This window comes from Prosthecobacter fluviatilis (genome assembly GCF_042655725.1).
GTDB lineage: Bacteria > Verrucomicrobiota > Verrucomicrobiia > Verrucomicrobiales > Verrucomicrobiaceae > Prosthecobacter > Prosthecobacter fluviatilis.
This window is the reverse complement of the sequence record NZ_JBHSMQ010000006.1, coordinates 290,044-316,020: the sequence shown is the minus strand read 5'-3', so window position 1 is coordinate 316,020 and position 25,977 is coordinate 290,044. Positions and strand designations below refer to the sequence as shown.

The following is a 25,977-nucleotide window of genomic DNA, read 5'->3' as shown; positions in this document are numbered from 1 at the left end:
GTGCCTTTTTTCGTTTTAGCGTTAATATGCCTGTCTGCACCATGAGCCATTCCATCACCCTGCAGAAACTTGCCGAGCTTGTCGGAGGGACCCTCTCCGCAGGCAGCCCTGAATCCGTCATTTCGGGATTGAACTCCCTGATGGAAGCAGGCCCTGGTGACGTCACCTTCCTCGGCAATGCACGCTACCTGCCTGCCCTGAAAACCACCCGCGCCTCCGCCGCCCTTGTCCCTGAGGACCTGGATGCCGGTGAGGCCAGAGAGGGGCTCGCGCTCATCCGCCTCAAAAACCCGACGCTCGCTTTTTCACACGTCATCCGCTTCTTTGGCCCGCCTGCCGTTGAATTCGCGCCCGGGGTTCACCCCACAGCCACCGTGGCCGAAGATGTGGTTTTTGACCCGCAGAAAGTCAGCATCGGGCCTCATGCCGTCATTGAGAGCGGGGTCCGCCTGGGTGATGGCTGCAGGATCCACGCCGGAGTCTATCTCGGGCGGGGGGTGCAGCTCGGCGCTGAATGCGTCATCCACGCCAACGCCGTCATCAAGGAATACTGCGTCCTGGGCCGGCGTGTCATCCTCCACAGCGGCTCCGTCATCGGGAGCGACGGCTTTGGCTATGAACTCGTCCAGGGACGCCACCAGAAGATTGACCAGGTCGGCATCGTGCAGATCGATGATGATGTGGAAATCGGCTCCTGCACCACCATCGACCGCGCCCGCTTTGGCCGCACCTGGATCGGCGAGGGCAGCAAGATCGACAATCTCGTGCAGATCGGCCACAACTGCACGCTTGGAAAGCACTGCATCATCGTCTCTCAGACCGGCATCTCCGGCAGCACACGTCTGGGCAACTACGTCACCATGGGCGGTCAGGTCGGCGTGGCCGGGCACCTCGAGATCGGAGACCGCGTCATGTTCCTTGCCAAATCCGGCGTCACCAAAAGCATCCACGATGCAGGCGCCTACACCGGCTACCCCGCCCGCCCGCTGATGGAAGGGCGCAAAATGCTCAGCCTTCCGGCCAAAATCCCGGATCTGCTGGAGCGCGTGCGCGTTTTGGAAAAAAAACTCGCCGCGCTCGAAGGCGAAGCAGTCCGCTCCTAGTCAGAAGCGTAACTTTGCCAGAAGCCAGAGCGGACGTTGCCAAGGTCCGCTCTTCGATCTAACGTCTCCACCCATGACAGCCGCCTCCCCCCTTCCCCTTCCCGTGATGCCGGACAGCCACGGCCACTATGGCCAGTACGGCGGCATGTTCGTGCCCGAGACTCTGATGTCGACGCTGAAGGAGCTTTCGGACCACTATGAGAAGGCGAAAGCTGACCCTTCTTTCCAAAAGGAGCTCGACAGGCTCCTGCATGAGTATGTCGGCCGCCCGACACCGCTCTACTTCGCTGAGCGCTGGACCGAAAAGCTCGGCGGCGCAAAGATCTACCTCAAGCGCGAAGACCTCCTGCACACCGGCGCCCACAAGATCAACAATGCCCTCGGGCAGATCCTTCTGGCGCAGCGCCTGGGCAAGAAGCGCATCATCGCTGAAACCGGGGCTGGCCAGCACGGCGTGGCAACGGCCACAGTATGCGCACGTTTCGGCTTCGAATGCGTCATCTACATGGGCAAGGTGGACATGGAGCGCCAGGCGCTGAACGTCGCACGCATGCGCTTCCTGGGAGCCAAGGTGGTCGCCGTGACAGCGGGACAGGCCACGCTCAAAGAAGCCGTGAACGAAGCCATGCGCGACTGGGTCACCAACGTGCGCAGCACGCATTACATCCTGGGTTCCGCTCTCGGCTCACACCCCTTCCCGATGATGGTGCGGGATTTCCACCGCGTCATTGGCGTCGAGGCCAGGCGCCAGATCCTGGAGCGTGAGGAGCGTCTGCCAGACCTCCTCGTCGCCTGCGTCGGCGGCGGCAGCAACAGCATCGGCCTCTTCCATCCTTTCCTCAATGACAAGGATGTGCGCATGACCGGCGTCGAAGCCGGCGGCGACGGCATCATTCCTGAACGCCATGCCGCACGCTTTCAAGGCGGACGCCTCGGTGTTCTCCAGGGGACCAAGACCTGGCTGCTCGCCAACGCCGACGGCCAGATCGAACTCACCCACAGCGTCAGCGCCGGCCTCGACTACGCCGCCATCGGCCCCGAGCACGCCTGGCTCCATGAGCAAGGCCGTGTCACCTACAACTACGCCACCGACAGCGAGGCGCTGGCGGCCTTCCAGGAGCTGAGCCAGGTCGAAGGCATCATTCCCGCCCTCGAAAGCAGCCATGCGATCGCGGAAGTCCGCAAAGTGGCCCCCACCATGCGCAAGGACCAGATCATCCTCGCCAATCTCTCCGGCCGTGGCGACAAAGACGTCGCGCAGGCTGCACGCATGATTTTTGGCGAAGAACTGAAGTTTTGACCTCGGGTCATGAAACTGCTGAGCATCGCTCTGAGCCTGCTTTCAAATGCCGAAGCCCGCACCGGCTCTCAATTCCTGAACCGGTGCAGCTGCAAGCACTCAAAAACCGCAGCGGGAGTGTTTTCCAACCTGCAGTAAAATGACCCCCACCGTTCCACCCGTCATGCAGGCGCAGCCCACGAATGCAATCCAGCAGGACATGCAGAAGCTGAAATCTCTTCTGCACGACTCGCTCTCTCCACACCTGCCTGCGGGGCAGAAGGACATGCGCATTCTGAATCTTGCCTGCGGCCGCTGCGACGAGGCGGAAACCCTGATCCAGGTCGGCTCCGAGCTCACCCAGGGCGGCGGCGTGGAGATGATCGGCGCAGACATCCGCATCCGCGAAATCCGCCAGGCACGTGAAACACACGGCCACCTGCCCGCACAGTTTTTGATCGAGGACGCCACCAGGATCGACCAGCACAAAGAGCTCAGCGACGACTTCAACATGGTCTTCCTCCGCCACCAAAACTTCTGGCACGGCCAGGAGCTGTGGAAAAAGATTTTTGACCAGGGCATCGCCAAACTGCGCCCCGACGGCATGCTCGTGATCACCAGCTACTTCGATGTCGAGCACCGGCTCGCGCTCCGGGCGCTGGAATCCCTGGGCATGGAGGTCGTCAGCAACAAACGCAACAAGGAAAGCAGGGCCCTGAAGGATGCTCCCGGCAAGTCCGTGGACCGCTGGGTCGCCGTTTTGCGGCAGAGGCGCGCCTGAGACAGCTCGCCAAGACCATTTACAAGGCTGCCGCCAGGCGGTAAACTTCACCCCCCTTCCCTAAAATCCCATGAATCGCCCCTTTTACGTCCTCACCCTCCTGGCGGCGCTTGTCCTGGCCACCCCGGTGACGCATGCCCAGTCCGTCGATACCAGCAGCGAGGTGGCAGACCAGTATTTCCGCGGCTTTGTCCTCAACAACGAGGCGGCCTCGCTCGAGGCAGCCGGAGACTACACGCTCGCCCAGACCAAGTTCAAGCAGGCTGGCGAGATCATGGACAGCATCGCCAGGAACTACCCCACCTGGCAGCCGGAAATGAGAGCGGCACGCCAGCATAAAATTCAGGACGCCCTCACCCGTCTGCAATCACGTTCTGCGCAGGCCCAGGCCCAGGCACAAGCCCAGGCTCCAGCCGCCACCCCTGCCCCGGCACCCGCAGCGGCAGCCGCTCCTGTGATGCCTGCAGCCACCATTCCGACCCCTGGCGCTCTGGCGCAGCCTGCGGTCACCATGCCCACCACCCCAGGCTCTCTCCCCAGCCTCAGCGACCTCCTCAGCCAGTGGGAGCAGATGCACAAGCAGCGCGTTCTCGAGCTCGAGGCCAAAAACAACCAGCAGCAGATCGACCTCGGCAAATGGCAAAACTGGTACCAGTGGGCCTCTGGCGAAATCACCACCGCACGCCAGCAGAACGACACCCTCGGAAAGAAGGCCGCCGCTCTGGAGCAGAGCATCCTCGCCATGGGCAGAGATGTCGAGGAAGGCCGCGCAGCTCAGACCCAGCTCGCCAAGCTCATGGAGGAAAAAATGGCCGTGGACCTCGAGATGCGCAAAAACGCCCAGAAGCTCACAGCCGCCGAAGCCGCAGCCAAGGAGGCCTCTCAAAAGCTGGCCGAAGCCTCCACTCAGATGGCCGCCGTTCAGCAGGAGCGCGACAAGATCCTCGGCGAGCGCGACAAAATTGTGAAGGAACGCGATGACGCAGTGAAACAGCGTGAGGTCGCAGTCAAGGAACGCGATGCCGCCAGCGCCCGCAGTCTGGGACTGCAGGCGGAGGTGGACGATCTCAAAAAGAAAACCGGCAATGCGGCGATGCAGCGCCTCATCGCAGAAAACGAGCGCCTCAAGAAAGAGGTCGCCGAAGCTCAGAAACAGGTCGAAACACTCAAGGCCGATGTCGGCCGCAAGGATCAGGAAATCGCCGCCCTGCGCGGGCAGCTCACCGGTTTGCAGGGCCAGCTGGCCGAGCTGCGCAAAGAGAGCGCCGCCTACCAGACCCAGGTGGCCGAGCTGACCAAGCAGCTCAAAGAAGTGCAGAACGGCATGGGAGGCAAGATGGCTGCCACCCCTGAGCTCACACAGGAAAATGAAATGCTGCGCGGCATCATCATGCGCCAGCTTCGCACGCAGCACCGCCAGCAGGCCGCCAAGGACCTCATGATCGCAGAGCTGCAGAAAATGGAGAGCGCCTCCAGCGAGCTCGTCAAGCAGGTCGAGGAAATGAAAAATGCACGCATGATCCTCACCCCCGAGGAGGAAAAGCTCTTCTCTGACCCCGTCGTGCGTGAACTCCTGGGCCCCAAGGGCGTGCAGGCCACCCTCATTGCCAATGCATCGCCCGACAGCGACAAAAAGGCCGCCCCACCCGCACCGACCTCCGTGGAAAAACTCATCAGCCAGGCCAACGAAGCCTACATGAACAAAGACTTCGAAAACGCCGCCAAGCTCTACCAGGACTCCCTGCGCGCAGAGCCCAAAAACGTCACCGCCCTCATCGGGCTTGGCATCACACGCCAGCGTGAAAACAAACATGCCGATGCCGAGGTCTCCCTCCAGAAGGCGCTGGCCTACGATCCCACGAACGAACCGGCCGCTTTTGCCCTCGGCGTCACCTACTTCAAGCAGGAGCGCTGGAAGGATGCCATGACCTACTTTGAGAAGAGCCTTGCCAAACGCCCTGACAATGCCAGCGGCAGACACTACCTCGGCATCATCGCCACCAAGCTGAACCTGATCGAGCGCGCTGAGCGCGAGTTCAAAACCGCTCTGGCCATCGATCCCGCCTATGGCGAGGCCCACTTCAATCTGGCCGTGCTCTACATCACCTGGGATCCGCCCCAGTGGGACAAGGCACGCGAGGAATACGGGGAGGCCATCAAAAAAGGCGTCCGGCCCGACAAAAATCTCGAAAAGCTCCTCGAAGGCGGCAAGGTTTCGCAACGTTGATGAGATGGCGGGCTCGCAGTCTCCGCTGCGCTTCCGTCATGAAAATCCTGTTCGTTTTCTTTCTCGCGGTATCGGGCATCCAGGCCCAGTCTTTGGTCGAAATCGGCGGCAAAGACGACGGCTTGGTGATCGATCTGCGCTACACCACGGCAGACAATTTTTTCAAAACAGCGTTCTATCCCGCGCACGCACGCGCCCTCCTCCGTCCTGAGACGGCCAAGAAACTGGCCCGCGTGCAGGCAGAGCTCAAGCCCCAGGGGCTGGCCCTTAAAATTTGGGACGCCTACCGCCCGCTCTCTGTGCAGCGCGCGATGTGGAAAACCCTGCCAGATGCTCGCTTCGTGGCAGACCCCGCCAAAGGCGGCCGTCATAATCGAGGCGCGGCGGTGGATGTGACGCTCGTCGATGCCCGGGGCATGGAGTTGCAGATGCCAACGGCACACGATGACTTCTCCGAGAAAGCCGGTGCTCACTTCAAGCTGGTGCCACCCGAAATCTTCAAAAACCGCGAAAAGCTCCAGCAGGTGATGACCAGGCATGGCTTCGCCGTGTTTGAGAGCGAATGGTGGCATTTTGACGACGCAGACTGGGAACGGTATGAAGCACTCGACGTTCCCATAGCCCCGGCGGAGGCCTTCCTGCGGCAAAAGCATCTCCTGCTCGACTCACGGGTGGTTAAAGAGGCGCGAAATGCCACACTGGTCCTGGGCACACCGCAGAAACATCCGGCCAATCCGCTGTTTCAGGCGGACAAGCCCTGGGAAAACTCGCTCAACAACCTCTATCCCAACGTTGTCTGGGATGAGGACAAGCAGATTTTCAAAATGTGGTACAAATGCGTTTTGGCTGACAAGGAAGTCATCGCACAAATGGATCAGCCCAGCACAGTGCATGAGGTCGGCTGGTATTTGCTTTACGCCACTTCCAAAGATGGCGTTCACTGGGACAAGCCCGAACTTGGCATCCACAAGTTCGCCGGCAGCAGCGCCAACAACATCGTCGCCCGTGACTGCCCCAATGTCGGCGTGTTCAAAGACCTTCACGATGCTGATCCCGCACGACGCTACAAAATGGTGAGTGATGTCGGCCTCGGCAAACCGCAGGTGCGCTTCTCAGCCGATGGCATTCATTGGAGCCCAGCCCTGGCCGCCCACGGCTTCGGCGCGCAGAACGGAGACACCCACAACAACGCTTTCTGGGACGAACGCACCGGCAAATACCTCTGGTTCACCAAACTTTACCTTGGCGAGCGGCTGGTCTCCCGCTTTCAGAGCGCTGACTTTCTCCATTGGCAGAATGACGGGCTGGTGCTGCGCTCCGGCATCGCCGAAGGCCGCGCCAGCCAGACCTACTGCATGCCGGTGTTCCGCTACGGCAGCATCTACCTGGGATATGTGATGATGTACCACGTCGGCGACGGCCGCTCAGTTGACTGCGAGCTTTCCTGGAGTCCTGACGGCCTGCAATGGCAGCGCGTGGCCCCAGGAACGCCATTCATTCCACGCGGGGCACAGGGCGGCTATGACAGCGAATGCATCTATGCCATGGCTGGACCGCCCATCCTCAAAGACGGCAGGCTCATGATCTTTTACGGTGGCGATGACTTTCCTCACACAGGCTGGAAGCGTCATTGCCTCCCCTGCCTGGCCACTCTGCGGCCAGATGGCTTCGCTGGCTATGCCCCTCTGGAGCAGGCAAAGCCCGCCCAAATCGTGACCCGTCTGCTCAGGCGCACATCAGAGCCCGTCTGCATCACTGCGGATGTGGCCGCAGGTGGGAGCCTTCGTGTCCTGGCGCTGGATGAGCAGGGCCAGGCGATCGCTGAAGCAGAGCGCATCACCACCTCTGTGACGGACGCCCCGCTCAGATGGCAGCCCGCCGACTGGCAGGCTTCCGCATTCCGTCTGAGGATGGACCTGGATCATGCAACCGTTTACGCTTTCCAAGCCGGTGAGCTGTTGGACCAGGAGCTTCCGAAGCCCAGTAGCCCATTGAAAGCAGCCAATCGCAAAATGCCTCCCCCGGCAGCACGGACGCTTTCATTCGACGCGACTGCCGAGGGCTGGAAGGGAGTGGACCGGCTCGAGCACCATGCCGCAGGAGGCGCAAAAGGCGGCTACATACAGGTATCACGCAGCGGCAGGGCGCTGCCCATTGCCCTCTCTCCGGCGACTGCCAAAGAATCACCGCTGGCGGGGGACTGGTCGCAGCTCTTTGGCGGCAAAGGCGCGGAGATCTCCTGCCATGTGCGTTCCTCAGAGAAAGGTGGACGCGTCATGATTGAGCTCTTCGCCAGGGATGTGGCGCAGTGGCAGTATGAGACTCAGACCACGTTTGCACCTGAATGGAGCCGCGCGGCTGCCGCACTACGCTATGACTGGGACGATGCCGAGGCGCTCGCCGCAGGCTGGAAGCGTGCGGCCAACGGCTTCTCATGGTCGGAAACGATCCAGTGCATCGGCAAAGTCGTGGTCGTCCCCAGCGCTGCTGGAGCGCTGGAGAGCTTCGACCTGGACGAACTGACCATCAGCGGCTCAGACCGCTGAGATCAGGGGCGGATCTCCTCGCCTGTGACAGCATTCGCCAAAGTGATCTGCTCACGATGGAAGGCAGGGTCACTGCGGAAGGTCAGGCGTGCCTGGTACTTGCGTTCGAGATCGACCAGCAGCTCACCATCTTCGGTCTTGAGGCGGGTCATCACCTCGGGATGCACGATGACGATGAGGCTCTTCTGGTCTTCCTTGGCTCGGCCCAGCACCGAAACAAGACGGCGCTGCAGCTCCACGCTCATGGTGAGGGGTGTTTTGACCTGGCCATGGCCTTTGCAGTACGGGCAGGGTTCATACAGCGTGGTGCCCAGGCTTTCATTCAGGCGCTGGCGCGTCATCTCCATGAGGCCAAACTGCGAGATCGGCAGCACCTGCGTCTTGGCCTTGTCGCGCTTCAGGTGCTCGAGCATGAGCTTGTACACGGCCTGCTGGTCACGACGGTGCTTCATGTCGATGAAGTCCACCACAATGAGCCCGCCCATGTTCCTCAGGCGGAGCTGCCGTGCGACTTCAGCCGCGGCTTCCAGGTTGGTTTCGAGCAGGAGCTTGTCCACATCCTTGTGGCCTTTGTTGCGGCCGGTGTTGACGTCGATGGAGACGAGAGCCTCAGTCTGATCGATCACAATGTAGCCACCGCACGGCATCCAAACCTGCCGGTAGAAGGCGTTGTCGATCTGCTTTTGAATGCCGTAGTGCTCAAAGATGGCGCTCTGCCCCTGGTAAAAGTTGATCCGGCGCTTCGCACGCCCGGAGATGTGGGCGGCCATGCGCTGCATGCGCTCCACGGTGGCGGCGTCATCGCAGGCCACTTCATCGATGTCCTCGGTGAGAAAATCACGCACAGTGCGCTCCACAAGATCAGGCTCCTGGAAGCAGCAGACCGGAGCGTTCTGTCCGTCACGCTTGGCCACGATCTGGTCCCACTCATCGAGCAGGATGTTCAGATCACGCACAATGTGCCGCGCACGCTTGCCGGAGGCTTCGGTGCGCAGGATGATGCCCATGCCTTCGGGCAGGCTGATTTTCTCGATGATCTTGCGCAGCCGGGAGCGCTCCTTCGGGTCCTCGATCTTGCGGGAAATCCCGCAGGTGTCGTTCAGCGGCATCAGCACCAGCAGACGGCCTGCGAGGGAGATGTTCGTGGTGACGCGCGGCCCTTTGTTGCCCACCGGGCCTTTGGTCACCTGCACCATGATCTCGGACCCAATCGGGTAGAGGCTCGGGATGTCCTTGGCCTCGATCCGCTTTTTCTTTTTGCTGCCGCCACGGTTGATCTCCTCCAGGCCGGCGTCCAGTGCGGCCGGGATGGCATCCCAGAAATGGAGGAAGGCGTTTTTGTCGAACCCGATGTCGATGAACATGGCCTTCAGGCCCTGCTCAATGTTGCGGATGCGGCCCTTGAAGACACTGCCGATGAGGCTCTGGGTGCCGACACGCTCGATGTTGTATTCTTCGACGACGCCTTTGTCGAGCAAGGCGACTCGGTTTTCCAGCTTCTCACAGTTGATGACGAGGCGCACACCGCTTTTGATGTCGCGTTTGCCCGTGAGCAGTTCTTTGATTCTTTGAACGAAGGTCAATGCCATAATGTAAAGTCTCCCTGAAAATGAGGCAGTTCTTCAGCGGAAGATCCTGCGTAAAAATCCGCCACCGCCGGGAGCGGGGTCGGATGGTTTGCTATCCTGGGAGCTTCCCCGGTTGAAAATACCGACCCTGCGCACTGGCACGGCCTTGGGCACGTTCTGTCCGGAGTTGCTCCCCGCCGATCCCGCTGAATCGGCTTTCGGCTTGATGTTGGGCGCCGTTTTCACGCGCGGCGCGTCAGCATCGACCGACTCTGGCGCGGACACACCCGTGCCCACGTCTCCGTCCTCATCCCCGCCGAGTGCCTCAGCGGGCACTGCGGCATCGGCGTATTGGACGGATGCGATATGATTGAAATGACCTTCCGCAGGTTCCATCGGCGTGACATCGACGACGAACTTGGGATTGTCCAAAGCCAGGCATTGCTCCAGCACGCGCCGGGCCACAGGCGCCGCGCAGCCGCCGCCGGACTTGCCGTTTTGCACCAGCACAGCCACGGCAAACCTGGGGTTTTGATAAGGCGCGAAACAGATGAACCAGGTGTGGTTGTCGTCATGCTTGACCCCCTTCTCGTCACGCCGCCAGTTCTGCGCAGTCCCGGTCTTGCCCGCGACTTCCACCCCGGTGATGCGGGCGCCTTTGCCCGTTCCGGAAGGATCGTTGACCACCTTCCACATCCCCTTGCGGATGACTTCGATCTGCTCCGGTTTGACGCTGGCGGAAAGGTCTCCCCGCAGGCTGGGTGGGTTGTCCAGCACCGCCCGGTCATGATCCATCACCCTTTTCAGCAGGTGCGGGCTCCAGGCCTTGCCGCCATTCGCCACCGTGGCGCTGACAGAGGCCATCTGCAAAGGAGAGGCCAGCACATACCCCTGCCCGATGGAGGTGTTCGCGGTGGCACCGTCGCTCCAGCGTTCATTGGGGTGGTTCGCGCGGAGCCAGTCAGGGTTGGGCAGAATGCCCGGGCTTTCATCTTCCAGCTCGATCCCCGTCCTTGTCCCGATGCCCAGGATTTTACCCACTTTGGTGATGTTGCTGATGCCCGCCGCATTGCCATAGCGGTAAAAGAAGCAGTTGCAGGAATACTTGATGGCATCACTCAGTCCCAGCGTGCCATGAGAGCCGCCGCTCTGACGTTGGATCCAGCACTGCATGGCCTTGTTGCCATACGTCACACTGCCGCTGCAGTTGAAGTGGCTCATGTTGATGCCGGCCAGACACCCGGCAAACGAGATCGGAATTTTGAAAGTCGAGCCCGGCACGTGCCCTTTCACCGCCCGGTTGAGCAGCGGCACGGTGTTGTTGTTCAGCAGCGCATCCCAGTCTGACTGCTGGATGCTGGGAATGAACTGGTTGGGATCGAAAGAGGGAACGGACACCATGGCCAGCACCTCACCGGAACTCGGCTCGATCACGGCTACGGCCCCACGCCCGACCTTGGCATCCCGCAGGGCTTTGTCCGCAATGATCTGCATGCGGGCATCCAGTGTCAGATACACGTCGTTGCCCTTTCTGGGCTCCTCGTATTCCTCATCCACTTCTCCCACGGGCCTGCCGCGCTGGTCGCGCTGCATGACACGCACACCGGGCTTGCCACGCAGGTAGTTGTCGAAGCTTTTTTCCACACCGGCCCCGCCAAAGTCATCCGGCACATAGTAGTCCCACCCCTTGCGGTCTTCAGCCGAGGCACGCTGATCATCCGGCAGGCGCACGTAACCCAGGATGTGGCAGGCGACTGATTTCAGAGGATACACTCGCGAGGCACGCTCGGCCACGGTGACCCCTGGCAGGCCCAGGTTGTGCTCGGCAATGCGGCTGAACTCGGCAAAGGTGAGGTCATCCCGGTAAACCCAGGGCACCGCACCGCCAAAGCTGCGGTAATGCACCCTCAGTGAATCCACGGAATAGTCCTTGTGCACGCCCATCTCCATCATGCGGCGCGTGATCGTCTCTTCAAAAACCTTGTAGATGTCGAGCTCCGGCTTTTTCCGCTTGATGCCCTTTTCGACAATCTCAAACGTGATTTCAGGAATGGGAGCCTTGGTCTTCTTGGCGATGCGTTTGAACTCGGTGACGACCTCGGCCAGATTGATCCGCACCTCGAAGCTCGCCTTGTTCGTCGCAAGCACGACACCGTTGCGGTCCTTGATCTCACCGCGCGGCCCGGGAATGCGCGCACGTTCCTTCTTCGCCCCGGGAATCATCTTCGCAAACTCCTCGCGGCGGTCGATCTGCAGCGACCACAGCCGGAACACAAGCAGCCCAAACCCGCACAGCATGGCGAGTGAGAACAGGTAGAGACGGAAGCGGTATTTAACGACCATCGAAACGGTACCTCAGGCCTTCGTATTTAATTTCATAGCTGGACAGACGGGCCAGCGAGTACAGCAGAAGAAAGATGAGCGGCGCGGCCAGCATCGCAAGCAGGCTGTCAGTGATCATCTTTGACCATACCCCTGTGGGAAACTGCAGCGAACCGCGCAAAAAGGTCATGATGAGATACTGCGAGAGCAGCCAGGAAAAAGTCGCCAGCCCGACCATCAGCACCGGGAGCTCAAGTCGGCCGCGCTTGAACAGCGGGCGTATGCCCTGCAACAGCGTCCCCAGCATGCCAAACAGCACGATGGAGAGCCCAAACGGCAGAGGATGGCTGCCAGCCCCCAGTTCCACATCGGCTCCGGTTCCAAAGACATCCTCCGCTCCTGCGAAGCCCTGCATCACCCCCGGCAGGTGCCTTGCATCCCAGATGAACCCGGTGATGAACGCCAGCAAAAGCATCATGGAAAAAGGGGCCGCCACCGAGGCGCTGAAAAAAAACACCGCCGGCAGAAAAAGCGTGGCAAACTGGGCGATCTCCAGCCCAGGAATGAACTCCTGCACCATGAAGGTCAGCAGGAGCAGAATGATGGAGATCGGGTGGAACAGCATGGCGGCTCAAGGCTTGGTGCGTGCCGGTGTCGCCGCAGGCTCCGGCGTGGGCTCGGCCACCTGCATTTCGATCACAAAGACATAATCCAAGGTGGAGAAATCAACGGCGGGTTCGATGACGGCCTCTCCGGAAATTTCACGATTCTCAAAGCGCTTCACACGGCCCAAAAGCAGGTCCGCGGGGAACACGCCTCCTTCACCAGAGGAGTAAACCCCGGCACCGGCATTGATGTTCGAGTTGCGATCAAGAAAACGCAGATGCAGCTCCGGGCGCACTTCCAGAGCAGCCCGCTCACCAACAAGAATGCCCTGATCCCGCGTGCCTTCGATCTTGGCGGACACGCGGCACATTTCATCCGTCAGCAGGATGACCTTGGCCATGTGGGGGGCCAGCGTGGAGGTTTTTCCCACCAAGCCTACCGAGGTGATGACCGGGCTGTCCGTGCCGATTCCATCGAGCGAGCCTTTGTCGATGATGAGGCTGTTCCACCAGGTGGTGGAGCTGCGGCGGATGACCTTGGCGGCGGTCATTTTAAAAGGAGCGGACTGCTTGAACTCAATGAGCTGGCGCAGCTTGGCATTCTCCTCGATGATCTGGTTGTACTTCTGCTGGATGATGCGTAGCCGCTCCAGCTGGACCCGCTGCTCGTCGTTTTCCCGTTTCAGCTCGGCCGGATTGACCTGCGGAGCCACGGCAGATTCCGCCGCCTGCTCCATCGCCGCACTGCTGTGGATGAAAGGGGACAGCAGACTCAGGACACGCGACTGGATCTGCCGGGTGGTCGCAGTGTCAAAGGTGAACACGGCAACCAGCCCTGCCACGAAGATCAGAAGCGCGAGGATGTTGAGCTTTTTCATGATTGGCCTTTCCTCCGGGCTGGGTGCGCTGCTTTTCGGCGGATGCTTTCAAGCAGACACAGTGCAGCGCGAAATGGTCATCAGACTTCGGTCGTGCTCACTTTGCGCAGGAATTCGAGTTCGCTCAGCACCCGTCCGGTGCCTTCGCCGACGGCGCTGAGCGGATCCTCCGCCACATGCACCGGCAGCGCCGTCTCTTCCTGCAGCAATTTGTCGAGGCCGCGCAGCAGCGCACCGCCACCGGCAAGCATGATGCCACGATCCACAAGGTCGGCTGAAAGCTCCGGCGGGCAGCGTTCCAGCGTGGTGCGCACGGCGTCGATGATCGCATTCAGCGGCTCCAGCATGGCCTCGCGCACTTCCTGGCTCGTGATGGTGATGGTCTTCGGCAGGCCGGCCACCATGTCGCGTCCTTTGACTTCCATGGTCGTTTCCTTGCCCAGCGGGAAGGCGGAGCCGATGCGCAGCTTGATTTCCTCCGCAGTGCGCTCGCCAATCATCAGATTGTAGGCACGCTTCATGTAGTTGATGATCGCCTCGTCGAGTTCGTCCCCTGCAACGCGCACACTGCGGCTGTAAACAATGCCGGAGAGCGAGATGATGGCCACCTCCGTGGTACCGCCGCCGATATCGACGATCATGTTGCCGGCGGCTTCCTGCACCGGCAGGCCCACTCCGATGGCCGCGGCCATCGGTTCTTCGATCAGATAAACCTCACGAGCGCCCGCCTGCTCCGCGCTTTCCTTCACCGCGCGCTTCTCGACTTCCGTGATCCCTGAGGGCACGGCGATGACCACACGCGGTCCGCGCATCTTGCGGCCGCCGCCTTGCACCTTCTTGATGAAGTGGCGCAGCATGGCCTCCGTCACGCGGAAGTCGGCGATCACCCCGTCTTTCAAAGGGCGGATGGCCGTGATGCCCCCCGGTGTACGCCCCAGCATGCGCTTGGCGTCGTCACCCACAGCGACGACTTCGTTGGTGCCGGTTTTAACCGCCACCACTGAGGGTTCTCTGAGGACGATGCCGTGGTCTTTTACATAAACGAGCGTGTTTGCCGTGCCGAGATCGATGCCGATGTCTTGGGCGACGAAGCCAAAAAGTTTGCCGAACATTGAGAATAAATGGGAAAAGTGTTGATGCGATCAGGAATCAGAACGGTTTGCGCGACGTGGAATTCCATCTGTTTTGAGAATCACGAAAGGCAACGCGCGCGCGTTATTCTAACCCAATACAAAACTAAAACCGCCTGAAAATGCGTCAAGGGATGTTTCTAAGAAGCTAGGAATTGGCGATTTCAGGCCATTTCTGTCACCACCCCGCCCTTTTCAGCCGCGAACATGGGTGAAAACGGACTTTTCGACGCCAAAGACCCGTCCGGCCAGGTGGTCTGCCTCCACCCAGTCCAGATTCGTGGTCGTGATGATCTTCTGCGTGCCCGGCGGCAGGCAGGCAAGCAGCGCACGCCGGCGGTGGGAATCCAGTTCGCCAAAAACATCATCCATCAGCATCAGGGGGGGCGCACCACAGGCATGCTCCAGCACCCTCGCCTGGGCGAGCTTCATCGCCAGCGCAAACGAACGCTGCTGGCCTTCCGAGGCAAAGGTGGTGGCATCCAGCTCGTTGAGCCCCATTTCAAGGTCATCACGATGCGGCCCAAGCGCCGTCGAACGCACACGGGCCTCTTCATCCCGCATCGTCAGCAAGGCCTCAAACAAACCCAGCGCCTCATCGTGGGTGCGCCGGTAGGCCATGCTCACCTTTTCCACCCCCTCGCTCAGCCTTGCATGCGCCAGCGAGACCTCCGGGCCCAGGGCGGCGCACAGCTCGGCACGCCTCTGCCACACCGTCCTGGCAAAGCCATCCATCACATGCGCAAAGGCGTCCGCCTGCTTCCAGGCGATGCTGGCATCCCTTTTCAGCACATGATTGCGCCCGCGCAGCGCACGCTCATACCCGCGCAGGGCATGCAGGTAATCTGGAAACATCTGGCTGGCGGCAAAGTCCAGAAACCTGCGCCGATGCTCCGCTCCACCACGCAGCAGGTTCATGTCGCGGTGGTCCATCCACACCACCACCCCGGAGGCCGCCAGATAGTCCGCCGACCGGCCGCACGTGACGCCGTCCAGCGCCAGCCGCCGCGTCGTGGCAGACTGCGCATAGCGCAGGCGTCTGCCATGCCACTGCGCCTCCACGAGGCATGTGGCGGCACCAAACCGCACCAGCTCCGCGCGGTTCGATGTCCGGGGCGACTGCAGCCGCAGCAGCACGCACGCTGCCTCAATGAGCGAAGTTTTTCCCTGCGCATTCCTCCCCACCAGCAGCGTCACATCAGGATGCAGTTCCAGCTTCGCCTCGGCGAAGCAGCGGAAATCACGCACAAACAGGTCGGTCAGCATGCAGTCAGACTCTTCTGCACCACGCTGCATTTCCGGTTGCGTTCACGTTGCACATGAAGATCAATCCCGCCCCTCTATGGCCTCCATCCAAACAGTCAAAGGCTTTCGCGACTTCTTCCCCGAAGAATGCGCTCTGCGTAACTACATTTTCGACACCTGGCGCGCAGTCGCACGTCGTTACGGCTTTGTGGAGTATGAAGGCCCCGTGCTGGAGCCCACCGACCTCTTTCGCAAAAAAAGCGGCGATGAAATCACCAGCCAGCTTTTCTGCTTCGTGACCAAGGGTGAGGATGACGTGGCTCTGCGCCCCGAGGTCACCCCTTCCCTCGCCCGCATGGCCACAGCCCGGCAGCGTGACTTCAAGAAGCCCATCAAGTGGTTTCAAATCGGCTCCTGCTTCCGCTATGAGGCCCCTCAGGAGGGCCGCACCCGAGAGTTCGTGCAGTTCAATGCGGACATCCTCGGAGATGCCTCCCCTGCCACGGACGCGGAGCTCATCGCCCTGGCGATCGACACCGTGCGCGAGTTCGGCGTGAGCACGGAGGACTTTGCCATCCGCCTGAGCAATCGCGAGATCTGGAACTCCTATCTGGCCGAACGCAACATCCCCCCTGAGCACACCTCGACCTTCCTTCAGATCATCGACAAAATCGAACGCGCCAAGCCCGAGGACACGGAAAACAAGCTCGCCGCCATCGGCCTCAGTCTCGCAGACGTGCGCGCCTTCATGGCGTCCGCAGACGAAAATCACCCCGCCTTCGCTGCCCTGCGCGAAAACCTCTCCGCACGCGGCCTCTGGCAGCAGGTGCGCATTGATGCCACCATCGTCCGCGGCCTCGCCTACTACACGGGCACCGTCTTTGAAGTCTTCGATCTCAAGCACGGCCTCCGCGCCGTCGCAGGCGGCGGCCGCTATGACAAGCTTTGCTCCCTGATGAGCGACGGCAAGGTGGACATGCCCGCCGCCGGCTTCGCCATGGGCGACGTGGTTCTCGGCATCCTGCTGAAGAAGACCCCGGGCGCACAGATGAAGCTCACCAGCGCCCTGCTCGCCTCCAGCAGCATCGATGCCTACGTGGTCGTGGCCGACGAAGCCCAGCGTGGAAACGCGCTCGCCGCCGTTCAGGCGCTGCGCTCAGCCGGCATCCGCGTGGACTACAGCTTTGCTGCGCAAAAAGTCGGCAAGCAGTTCCAGGCCGCCGAGGATCGCAAAGCACGCTTCGCCATCACCTTCGGTGCCGAATATCCCGAGGTCGTCGTCAAGAACCTCCTCGCCCGTTCTCAAAGCACCGTCCCAGTGGACGGCCTCGTCGCAGAAGTTCAGCGCCTGCTCGCCGAACCCGCACTGGGTCCGCTGATCGCCTGATCAAAGGCAAACAAGTAGCCTTCATGAGCGTTGGTTTGAGCCACTCTCATGAAGTCTCTCCTGTTTCTTCTCGGCCTCGCTGCCATCACCGCACAGGCTCAGCCGGCCTTCCGCGCAGGCGTCTCCGCCATCGACATCACTCCAAAGACCTTTCCACGCATCATCGCAGGCGGCTTTCTCGAAGGACGCGGGGACAAGATCGCCGACCGCCTGCACGTCCGCAGCTTTGTGCTCGATGACGGCAAGATGAAGATCGCCTTCGCCATCGTGGACACCTGCATGATGGAGCAGACGCTCATCGATGAAGCCAAGGCGCTCGCTTCAAAACAGTGCGGCATTCCGGTGGACCGCATGATGGTCAGCGCCACGCACACGCACTCCGCACCCGCCGCCATGGGCTGCCTCGGCACGCGCAAAGACACCGAGTATGGCCAATTCCTCACGCCAAAAATTGCCGAAGCCATCGTCGCGGCGGACAAGGCACTGCAGCCCGCGCGCATCGGCTGGGGCAGCTTTGACGACTGGGAGCACACGCACAACCGCCGCTGGATTCGACTGCCAGGAAAAGAGGTCATCGACCCCTTCGGCAATCCCACAGGCCGCGCCAACATGCATCCCGGCTACCTCAGCAAAGACGTCGTCGGCCCCAGCGGCCCGGTCGATCCCCAGCTCTCCGTCATCTCGCTGCAAACCATCGACGGCAAACCGCTCGGCGTGCTGGCAAATTACTCCCAGCACTACTTCGGCAGCGGCCCGATTTCGTCCGACTACTACGGCCTCTTCTGCAAACACCTCGCCGCCAAAATGGGCCAGTCGAACGAAGGCAACGGCCCCTTCGTCTGCGCCATGAGCCAGGGCACCAGCGGTGACCAGATGTGGATGGACTACGGCGCGGAGAAAAAGAACATCACCCTGGATGAATACGCCAGTGCCGTCGCTGAGAGTGCAATGAAAGCCCTTCAAAAGGTGGAGCATCTTGATTATGCCCCATTGGGAATGGTGGAGAAAACGCTGGAGCTCAGCTACCGCGTCCCCGATGAAAAACGCCTCGCTTGGGCACGCCCAATCGCAGCGAAGATCGTGAACGACGTGCCGAAAAACAAGGAGGAAGTCTATGCCCGCGAGGCTCTGATCCTGCACCAGCGGCAGAAGACGAGCGTGAAACTGCAGGCCATCCGCATTGGAGCACCTGACATTGGAGAGCTGGGTATTACCACGATGCCCAATGAAGTTTTTGCACTTACAGGTCTGCTGCTGAAATGGACATCGCCTTTTCACAATCACTTCAACATCGAGCTGGCGAACGGAGCTGAGGGCTACATCCCGCCACGTGAGCAGCATGCGCTGGGAGGCTACACCACATGGCCGGCCCGCACCGCAGGACTTGAGGTGGAGGCGGAAGGAAAGATCCGCACTGCATTGCACAAGATGATAAGGGAGCTTGATCTGGCTCCAGGCAGAGGCATGAGCGAAGATTGTCCTCCTTACACCTCGTCGATCATCGACTCTCATGTAGATCTGTTTATCGATTTTCAATGGGGTCTCAGTGATCTTTGCGCGGTGTATACAGGCGCCAGAACGGTCGTGAAAGGCGGCCATGCACTCTGGCTTTCCGGTTTTAATGCTGGAAGAGGATATGGAGATGAATCGGCGCTCAGGCCTCAGCAGGTCCAGGTGCCACGCGACAAGATCAACCGCTCCATTCACCTTGCTGGCGGCCATCTGGAAACTTCCCATCTCAAACTTGGAACTCAGGCCAGCGCCGCCCTCTGGTTCTGGCTGGGCCACGAAAGCGGCGCGAGTGATCGCACCGGCGAGCTTGTCAACGTATTCGGCATCAGCCTGAAAGCACATCAGGATGCAAAGCACCGCGTACGGCTTTCATTAGGGGGAGAGGAATCAAAGGAGGAGCTGTTTGCCGACGACTGGCATTTTGTAGTGCTCGTGCGTGATGGCGACGGCGTCCGCGTGCATATCGACGGGGCAGAAAAACCTTCGCTTCAGGCAAAGACCGGAAAAGTGAACGAAACACTGCTCTTTGGCAGAGGGCTTGAAGGCAGGCTAGATGAAATCACCGTTTGGAACAGGGCGGTCGAAACCGCGGTCATCACAGAGTTATGGCATATCTCAAAGCTGTCTGAAGACAATGCGCGGCATGCGATCACGCGGAAGGAAAAAGCCAAACAAGCTCAGGCCCAAACCTCGGCCATGCTGAAGGGCCATGAAAACTGGTCGGCCTCACTTCGCTTTCGCAACACCAAGGCAAACGACGCCTCCGCTGTGACCGCCTACCTCATCTCGCGCGGCCCAAAGGGCGATCATCTGGCTCCCGGCGACCACCTTGGCATTGGCGGCAGCTACAAAGACTCGCTGCCCGGAAGGTTGTTTGTCTTCAATGGAAACGCGGCCGATCAAATCGTGCGAGGGAAGACCATCATCACCCCTGGATCATGGAACAACGTGTCACTTCAACGCACCGGCTCACACGTGAAAGTCATGCTGAACGGTCAGGTGGAGATTGACGCCGAGCTTCCCGTCACAGCGCCCGGTGCTACAGAGCTCTTCTTCGGCAAACGTTGCGATGACTTTGCCCCCTTGGAAGGCGAGTTCACAGACGTGGCGGTCACTGGCCTGGAAAAGCCTGCCGCCGCACCCAAGCCAAAGGTGGAACTCGCCTCTCAGCCGCTCAGCCCAGAGGAATCAGCGAAGAAGTGGCATATCCGCGAAGGCTACCGCATCGACCTCGTCGCCGCAGAGCCTGTGGTTCTCGATCCCGTCGCATTTGACTGGGATGACAAAGGCCGCCTCTGGGTCATCGAGATGGCGGACTACCCCCTCGGCATGGATGGCAATGGCAAGGCGGGCGGACGTGTGGTCATGCTCGAAGACACCAACTCCGACGGCCGCTACGACAAACGCACCGTCATCGTGAACGACCTCAGCTATCCCACCGGCATCCTGACCTGGCGCGAAGGCGTCCTCGTGACCGCCGCTCCAGACATCTTCTTCATCAAGCCGAACGGTGAAAAACAAATTCTCTACACCGGCTTCAGCACCGGCAACCAGCAGCTCCGTGTCAACGGCCTGCGCTGGGGCATGGACGGCTGGGTTTACTGCGCAGCCGGGGCGCACCACGGCGGCTACAACAAGGGCACCCAGATCGAGTGCAAGCTCACCGGTCAGAAGATCGACCTCGGCAGCCGCGACTTCCGCTTCAAGCCGGACACCGGCGAGTTTGATCCGCAGAGCGGCCCCTCGCAGTTCGGTCGTGCGCATGATGACTGGGGCCACTGGTTCGGCGTGCAGAACAGCTTCCCGCTCTGGCACTACGTGCTGCAGGACCACTACCTGCGCCGGAATCCGCATGTCATTCCGCCGGACCCGATTCACCAGCTTTTCCCGCGCAATCCCCCTGTGTATCCCGCCAGCAGCATGGAAAAGCGCTTTCACAGCTTTGATCAAGCCGGCCGCTTCACCAGCGCCTGCGGCATCGAGGTCTATCGCGACCGCGTGCTGTTTGATGATAACAAGACCCACGCCTTCACCTGCGAGCCCTTCCACAACGTCGTGCAGCATCACATCCTCGAAGACGACGGTGTCACCTTCAAAGCCCTGCGCGATCCCGCCGAGTCAAAGCTGGACTTCCTCGCCAGCGAGGACCGCTGGTGCCGCCCCGTGATGGTCCGCACAGGCCCCGATGGCGCGCTCTGGGTGGCGGACATGTACCGCTACATGATCGAGCACCCGCAGTGGCTGCCACAAAATGGCAAAGACGAACTGCTGCCACACTACCGCGAAGGAGATGACAAGGGCCGCATTTGGAAGGTGGTCCGCATCTCTGCGCCATCCACACGCACAGATGCAGGGCAAGGCCTTGCCTCTGCCAATGGATGGCAGCGCGACAAGGCCCAGATGCAAATGGCCTGGGAAAACAGGAAAGCGGAGGCCAATGACCTCCTCCAATCCAAGCAGCCCCAGACGCGTGCGCAGGCGGCATGGTCATCGCTGAGCCAGGGCCGGCTGACCACCAGCGCGTGTCTGCAATTGCTGGAGGATGAGTCCCCCCACGTCCGCGAGCAGGCCTTGCAGATGGCCGAGCAGTTGAAATGGAAAGGCGACTCATCCGCATTGCAGCAGGCGCTGGCCAAACTCCTGCACGACAAAGATGAAAAGGTTCAGCTCCAGCTCGCCTGCACCTTGGGCGAACTGCGTGGCGACTGGGCGGCAGATCTGCTTGCGGAGTTGCTCCGCACAGCCCCCCCAGCTTCACCGCTGCAAGGCGCGGCCTTGAGTTCCGTACTGCCGCACCTGGAACGTGTCTGCGCTGCTTCTCCCGAGAGCGACAACCGCGTTGCAGGCATGCTGTTTCGCTGCGCTCTGGCGGTGAAAAATGAAAACGCCCTGGCAGCTCTGCTTTCGCGTCCGGCATCACAAAAACAGGCCGCAGAATTTCTGGCCGTTCTGGATGAAAACGGCCTTTCTCTGGCCCAGTTCGCCAAGCAGACCACTTCGCCAGCCGCGCAGCAGGGATTGAAACAAATGTCTGACATGCTTGCCAAAGCGGCCGCCGCGTTGAAGACCTCACAAACTTCACCACCCATGGCAGACCTGGAGCTGCTCGCCTCAGACCGCGAGCATCGGGAGATGGTCAAAGCTCTGCTGCCTGAGCTCTGGCAGAAATCGGCAGACGCCGGAGTGCTGCGTCTGGTCACCAGGCTTCAGCCAAAGAGCGGCCCTGAATTTCTCCTCGCAGGCTGGAACGAGCGCACGCCTGCGGTTCGCATGCAGATCCTTGAAACCCTCCTCTCCAACGACGGCTGGACACTCGCCCTGCTCCGGCGCCCCGAGGCCAAAGGCTGCGACGCCGCCACGCGGGCCCGGCTGACAAAGCACCCGAAAAAGGAGATCGCCAAACTGGCCGCAGCCGTGTTTGAAGATGCCTCCAGCTCCACCCGCGCAGCCGTCGTCGAAAAGTTCAAACCCGCCCTCAAGCTCAAGGGAGATGCCGCCAGAGGCAAAACCACCTTCGCCCAGGTGTGCATCAGCTGCCACAAGCTCGACGGCGTCGGCATCGAGCTCGGCCCGGATCTCCGCAGCGTCGTTCAGCACGATGCCGAGAAGCTTCTCAACTCCATCCTCGATCCCAGCGCCATCATCGAGCCCGGGTTCATGGCCTACCACTGCACCCTGAAAAACGGCGAGCAGCTCTACGGCGTGATCGCCACGGAAACGAGCGCCAGCCTCACCCTGAAAATGGCCGGCAACATGACCAAATCCGTGCTGCGTAGCGACATCGAAAAACTTCAAAGCACCGGTGCCTCCCTGATGCCGGAAGGTCTGGAGGCCGCGCTCACCCAGCAATCCCTGGCAGACCTGATCGCCTACCTGCAGACACCGAAGTAATTTTCGGATTCGCACTATGTGGCTAGAGAGCCCTCCTCTGGCGCGTATTGCACCTCGATGTCTTCTCCCGATCATCACTGCAGCGGCCACGGCGGACAGCATGCCTTCGGCTTCATGAACCCGCGCCTGCGGGACGGTGTGGTCGTCCACAGCCGCCGCTCCGTGCTCAAAACCAGCCTGGCAGGACTGGGCGGCCTGACACTCCCAGCTCTGACCAAACTTCGGGCCGAAGGCAAGACCGCCAAAAGCGGCAAGTCTGTGATCCTGCTCTGGATGACCGGCGGCCCCTCCCAAATCGACACCTGGGACCCAAAGCCCGGCCGCCCGCGCGAGATTCGCGGCCCCTTCAAGACCATCCCCACCAAGCTCCCCGGCACCCACATCTGCGAGTACCTGCCCAGGCAGGCCGCCATGCTGGACAAGTTCACGCTCATCCGCTCGGTGGACTGCCGCTTCAGCAACCATGAACCCAACATGGTCATGCAGACGGCGAACCTCGCCAACGAGCCGCGCACCAATCCCAAGGCTAAGTACTACCCTTCATTCGGCAGCATCGTGGCCAAGCATCACGGCGCGAATCATCCATCTATGCCGCCCTACGTGGTGCTGAACATGAAGTCCCGCTCCCACGTGGGCTGGGGTGGCTACCTCGGCACCCAGTACGATCCTTTTGATGGCAACAACGCCTCCAAGCTCTTCCAGCTCCCCGCCGGCCTCAGCATGGAGCGCCTGCAGGCACGCCAGACCCTCAGCCAGCAGATGGACGGCTTGCGCGCCGAGATCGACGCCAGCGGCATGATGAGCGCCATGGACAGCTTCTCCCAGACCGCCTTCGACATCGTCGCCGGTGGCCGCGCGCAGGAGGCCTTTGACCTCAGCCGCGAACCCCAAAAAGTGCGCGACCGCTACGGCGACCACGACTGGGCCAAACAGGCCCTGCTGGCACGCCGCCTCGTCGAGCGCGGCTCCTCCTTCGTCACCATTGACCTCAGCAACCACGGCGCTTCCGGCACCTGGGACAATCACGGCGACAACATCCCACCCTACGGCGGCATCTGGAACGGACTCCGCCCCCTGCTGCCAGTCTTCGACCACGTCATTACCACGCTGGTCAGTGACCTCGGAGAGCGCGGCCTCCTGGATGACACCCTCGTCATCTGCATGGGCGAGTTTGGCCGCACCCCCACCCTCGGCACCCAGGGCAGCACCGATGGCCGCAACCACTGGCCCTATGTCATGTCCATGTGCCTCGCCGGCGGCGGTTTCCGTCATGGCCAGGTCATCGGCGCCTCAGACAAAGACGGCGGCCAGATCGACGAGCGCCCCGTCACTCCTGGCGACCTCGCCGCCACCATCTACCACCACATGGGCGTGCCCCTCGACACCACCTACACCGACCACCAAGGCCGCCCCAACTTCATCGTGGACCAAGGTGCCCCCATCCGGGAGCTGATCTGAGTCCGCGCTGGCTCTGCATCGCGAATCTTTGAGCACCTGCTCCAGTCCGTGTATGCTGCACTGTAATCGATGCGCATCCATGTGGTCAGCGATCTTCATCAAGAGTTCGGCGAAGTTCCTTTGCCAAAGGTGGACTGTGACTGTGTGGTCCTGGCTGGAGATGTCTCGACTAAGACCAACGGTCTGAAATGGATATTGCGGGAGATCCCAGATGTCCCCGTGATCTACATCTGTGGCAACCACGAGTTCTACGGAGAAAACTACCCCAGTCTCTTCGGCAAACTGCGCACCTTGTCACAAGGCACCAACGTTCATTTTTTGGAAAATGAGTCGGCCACCATTCAAGGTGTGCGCTTTTTTGGTTGCACCCTATGGACTGACATGGCGCTGATGGGCGGCTGGATGGACGGCGCGGCCGAGGCAGGTCCTGCCATGAACGATTATAAAAGAGTGCGCAACTCTGCCCGGGGATACAAGCACCTCGCACCACGTGAAACACGTCTGGCCCACATGGCTTCTGTGGAGGCTCTGCGCTCCTTTCTCAGTTCAGGTCCGCCAGAGAGCTCTGTTGTCGTGACACATCATGCCCCCTCTCTCATCTCATTACCTGCACACAGACGCACAGAGCCAATAAGCTGCGCCTATGCCTCCCATCTCGACAGCCTGATCCAAGAGTTCCAGCCACAACTCTGGGTTCATGGTCACATTCACCACAGCAATGACTACATGATTGGCTCCACCCGTATTCTGGCCAATCCCCGAGCCTACCCGGATAAACCCAATCAAGGCTTCATCCCGGATTTAGTTGTGGAGATTCCTTCCGATTAACATCTTCACTGACTGTTCCCTGGCCATCACGATGTTCTCGCTCGCTTTGGCTCTCGCTTGAGGGGGCTCTGACTCACCACTCTGGAGCCCCCCATCTCCCAAATTCGCGACCTAATTGTGAACAATTGAACAGTTTGTGAATACAGGAGGAGTATTTTTTCGCGAATAATTATGGCAAACGCACTGACAATCTCTTATTTAAGAGATATTAAACACCGGTTCGTTTGTTTTCGTCACCGGAATTTCCGTTTGTCTGCTCATGTCTGCCGCCAAGAATGGTTCAAAGAAACCAGCCAAGCGCCCTTCCCGTAAGCGCAAGGGGGTTGGCTCGCACGTGATCGATTACGAACCGGAGTCCCCAGTCATCCGCGAGCACGAGGCGGTCGAGCGCCGCCGTCGGGGCTTCCGCACCGCCATGTGGCTGATCACGGCCATGCTCGTGATCGGCGTCTGCTGGGTGACCTGGCACGAGGCCTTGGAAAAAAACTCACAGTTTCTGCTCAAGAGCGTTGAGGTAAACACTGAGGGAACCCTCACGCGGCAGCAGATCGTGGCCGCCACCGGCCTCACCGAAGCCACCAACCTGCTCACCATGAACCTGCGTGAAGTGCGCGCGAAAATCGAGCGCCTGCCCCAGGTGAAGTCCGCGGTGATCCGCCGCGACTACCATGGCAAGCTCAAGCTCGATGTCGTGCAGCGCCTGCCAGTGGCCTGGATGGAGTGCCCCAAACACAAGCTCATGGGCCCGCTCAGCGGCAAGGGCTGCCTGATCGACGCCGAGGGTGCTCTCGTGCCATGCAATGTCATCACCAAAGACTATCTTGCCATGCCGCGCATTCAGTTCCCGGCACTCAGCGAGGCCACCCCCGGGATCCCCTCCCCGGACCTGCAGGTCCATGCGGCGCTGCGCCTCATGGAAAAGCTGCAAAGCCGCCATCAGGACGGGCACCCCGCGCTGGAAGTGATCGAAATTCCCAATCCATGGTCGCTCGTCGCCCATTTCAACGGCGACACCCGGGTCACCTTCGGCCTCGACGACCTTGACCCGCAGCTGGTACGATTTGACCGCGTCATGCATGAGGCCCATGAGCGCAAATGGCGCATCGCCACTGTAAACTTGATTGCAAGCATCAACACCCCCGTCACCTTTCATGAAACACCGGACGTCACCGGGCTGAATCTGGCGGACACCGCCTCCACCCCACCCGCACGCTGAA

General features: G+C 60.8%; 16 protein-coding genes. 10 read left to right on the top strand and 6 right to left on the bottom strand.

The annotated features are described in order from the left end of the window. Positions 1–41 precede the first annotated feature (41 nt). From lpxD to ACFQDI_RS17510, 5 genes are all read left to right on the top strand, one after another. Positions 42–1,103, top strand: coding sequence for a UDP-3-O-(3-hydroxymyristoyl)glucosamine N-acyltransferase (lpxD, locus tag ACFQDI_RS17530; RefSeq protein ID WP_377169148.1), 1,062 nt, complete (start codon positions 42–44; stop codon positions 1,101–1,103). Positions 1,104–1,176: 73 nt separating this feature from the next. Further along, the gene (gene trpB, locus ACFQDI_RS17525) at positions 1,177–2,403 is read left to right on the top strand and encodes a tryptophan synthase subunit beta (RefSeq protein ID WP_377169145.1); all 1,227 of its coding nucleotides are present in this window, start codon (positions 1,177–1,179) and stop codon (positions 2,401–2,403) included. A gap of 139 nt (positions 2,404–2,542) precedes the next feature. Then, complete coding sequence (locus ACFQDI_RS17520; protein WP_377169143.1) at positions 2,543–3,163, top strand: methyltransferase domain-containing protein; 621 nt, start codon at positions 2,543–2,545, stop codon at positions 3,161–3,163. Positions 3,164–3,233: 70 nt separating this feature from the next. Further along, positions 3,234–5,390: a tetratricopeptide repeat protein gene (locus ACFQDI_RS17515; RefSeq protein ID WP_377169141.1), complete on the top strand. Its 2,157-nt coding sequence runs from the start codon at positions 3,234–3,236 to the stop codon at positions 5,388–5,390. 38 nt (positions 5,391–5,428) lie between these two features. Next, positions 5,429–7,936, top strand: a complete 2,508-nt coding sequence (locus ACFQDI_RS17510) for a M15 family metallopeptidase (RefSeq protein ID WP_377169139.1) — start codon at positions 5,429–5,431, stop codon at positions 7,934–7,936. Between the two features lie 2 nt (positions 7,937–7,938). Here the strand turns inward: ACFQDI_RS17510 and ACFQDI_RS17505 are convergent, their stop codons facing one another. The 6 genes from ACFQDI_RS17505 to recF all read right to left on the bottom strand — a co-directional run bounded on the left by ACFQDI_RS17505 (position 7,939) and on the right by recF (position 15,705). Next, positions 7,939–9,525: an Rne/Rng family ribonuclease gene (locus ACFQDI_RS17505; RefSeq protein ID WP_377169137.1), complete on the bottom strand. Its 1,587-nt coding sequence runs from the start codon at positions 9,523–9,525 to the stop codon at positions 7,939–7,941. Positions 9,526–9,558: 33 nt separating this feature from the next. Next, positions 9,559–11,847 carry a penicillin-binding protein 2 gene (gene mrdA, locus ACFQDI_RS17500; RefSeq protein ID WP_377169135.1) on the bottom strand — a complete coding sequence of 763 codons (2,289 nt, stop codon included), beginning with the start codon at positions 11,845–11,847 and terminating at the stop codon, positions 9,559–9,561. Next, positions 11,837–12,451, bottom strand: a complete 615-nt coding sequence (locus ACFQDI_RS17495; protein WP_377169133.1) for a hypothetical protein — start codon at positions 12,449–12,451, stop codon at positions 11,837–11,839. Before ACFQDI_RS17495 ends, mrdA begins: the two co-directional genes overlap by 11 nt. Positions 12,452–12,457: 6 nt before the next feature. Next, positions 12,458–13,309 (bottom strand): rod shape-determining protein MreC, encoded by an 852-nt coding sequence (gene mreC, locus ACFQDI_RS17490; protein WP_377169131.1) that lies wholly within the window; start codon positions 13,307–13,309, stop codon positions 12,458–12,460. An 80-nt stretch (positions 13,310–13,389) separates the two neighbouring features. Further along, on the bottom strand, positions 13,390–14,421 hold the full coding sequence (locus tag ACFQDI_RS17485; RefSeq protein WP_377169129.1) for a rod shape-determining protein: 1,032 nt from the start codon (positions 14,419–14,421) through the stop codon (positions 13,390–13,392). 213 nt (positions 14,422–14,634) lie between these two features. Then, positions 14,635–15,705 (bottom strand): DNA replication/repair protein RecF, encoded by a 1,071-nt coding sequence (recF, locus tag ACFQDI_RS17480; RefSeq protein WP_377169127.1) that lies wholly within the window; start codon positions 15,703–15,705, stop codon positions 14,635–14,637. Positions 15,706–15,781: 76 nt separating this feature from the next. On the opposite strand from recF, the gene hisS reads away from it, so the two are divergent. The 5 genes from hisS to ACFQDI_RS17455 all read left to right on the top strand — a co-directional run bounded on the left by hisS (position 15,782) and on the right by ACFQDI_RS17455 (position 25,976). After that, positions 15,782–17,071 carry a histidine--tRNA ligase gene (gene hisS / locus ACFQDI_RS17475; protein ID WP_377169124.1) on the top strand — a complete coding sequence of 430 codons (1,290 nt, stop codon included), beginning with the start codon at positions 15,782–15,784 and terminating at the stop codon, positions 17,069–17,071. A gap of 48 nt (positions 17,072–17,119) precedes the next feature. Then, positions 17,120–22,474, top strand: coding sequence for a neutral/alkaline non-lysosomal ceramidase N-terminal domain-containing protein (locus tag ACFQDI_RS17470; RefSeq protein ID WP_377169122.1), 5,355 nt, complete (start codon positions 17,120–17,122; stop codon positions 22,472–22,474). A 57-nt stretch (positions 22,475–22,531) separates the two neighbouring features. After that, positions 22,532–23,932, top strand: coding sequence for a DUF1501 domain-containing protein (locus tag ACFQDI_RS17465; protein ID WP_377169120.1), 1,401 nt, complete (start codon positions 22,532–22,534; stop codon positions 23,930–23,932). A gap of 69 nt (positions 23,933–24,001) precedes the next feature. Beyond that, a complete protein-coding gene (locus tag ACFQDI_RS17460; RefSeq protein WP_377169118.1) occupies positions 24,002–24,760 on the top strand; it encodes a metallophosphoesterase in 759 nt (252 codons plus the stop codon). 259 nt (positions 24,761–25,019) lie between these two features. After that, the gene (locus ACFQDI_RS17455; protein ID WP_377169116.1) at positions 25,020–25,976 is read left to right on the top strand and encodes a cell division protein FtsQ/DivIB; all 957 of its coding nucleotides are present in this window, start codon (positions 25,020–25,022) and stop codon (positions 25,974–25,976) included. Position 25,977: the final 1 nt, after the last annotated feature.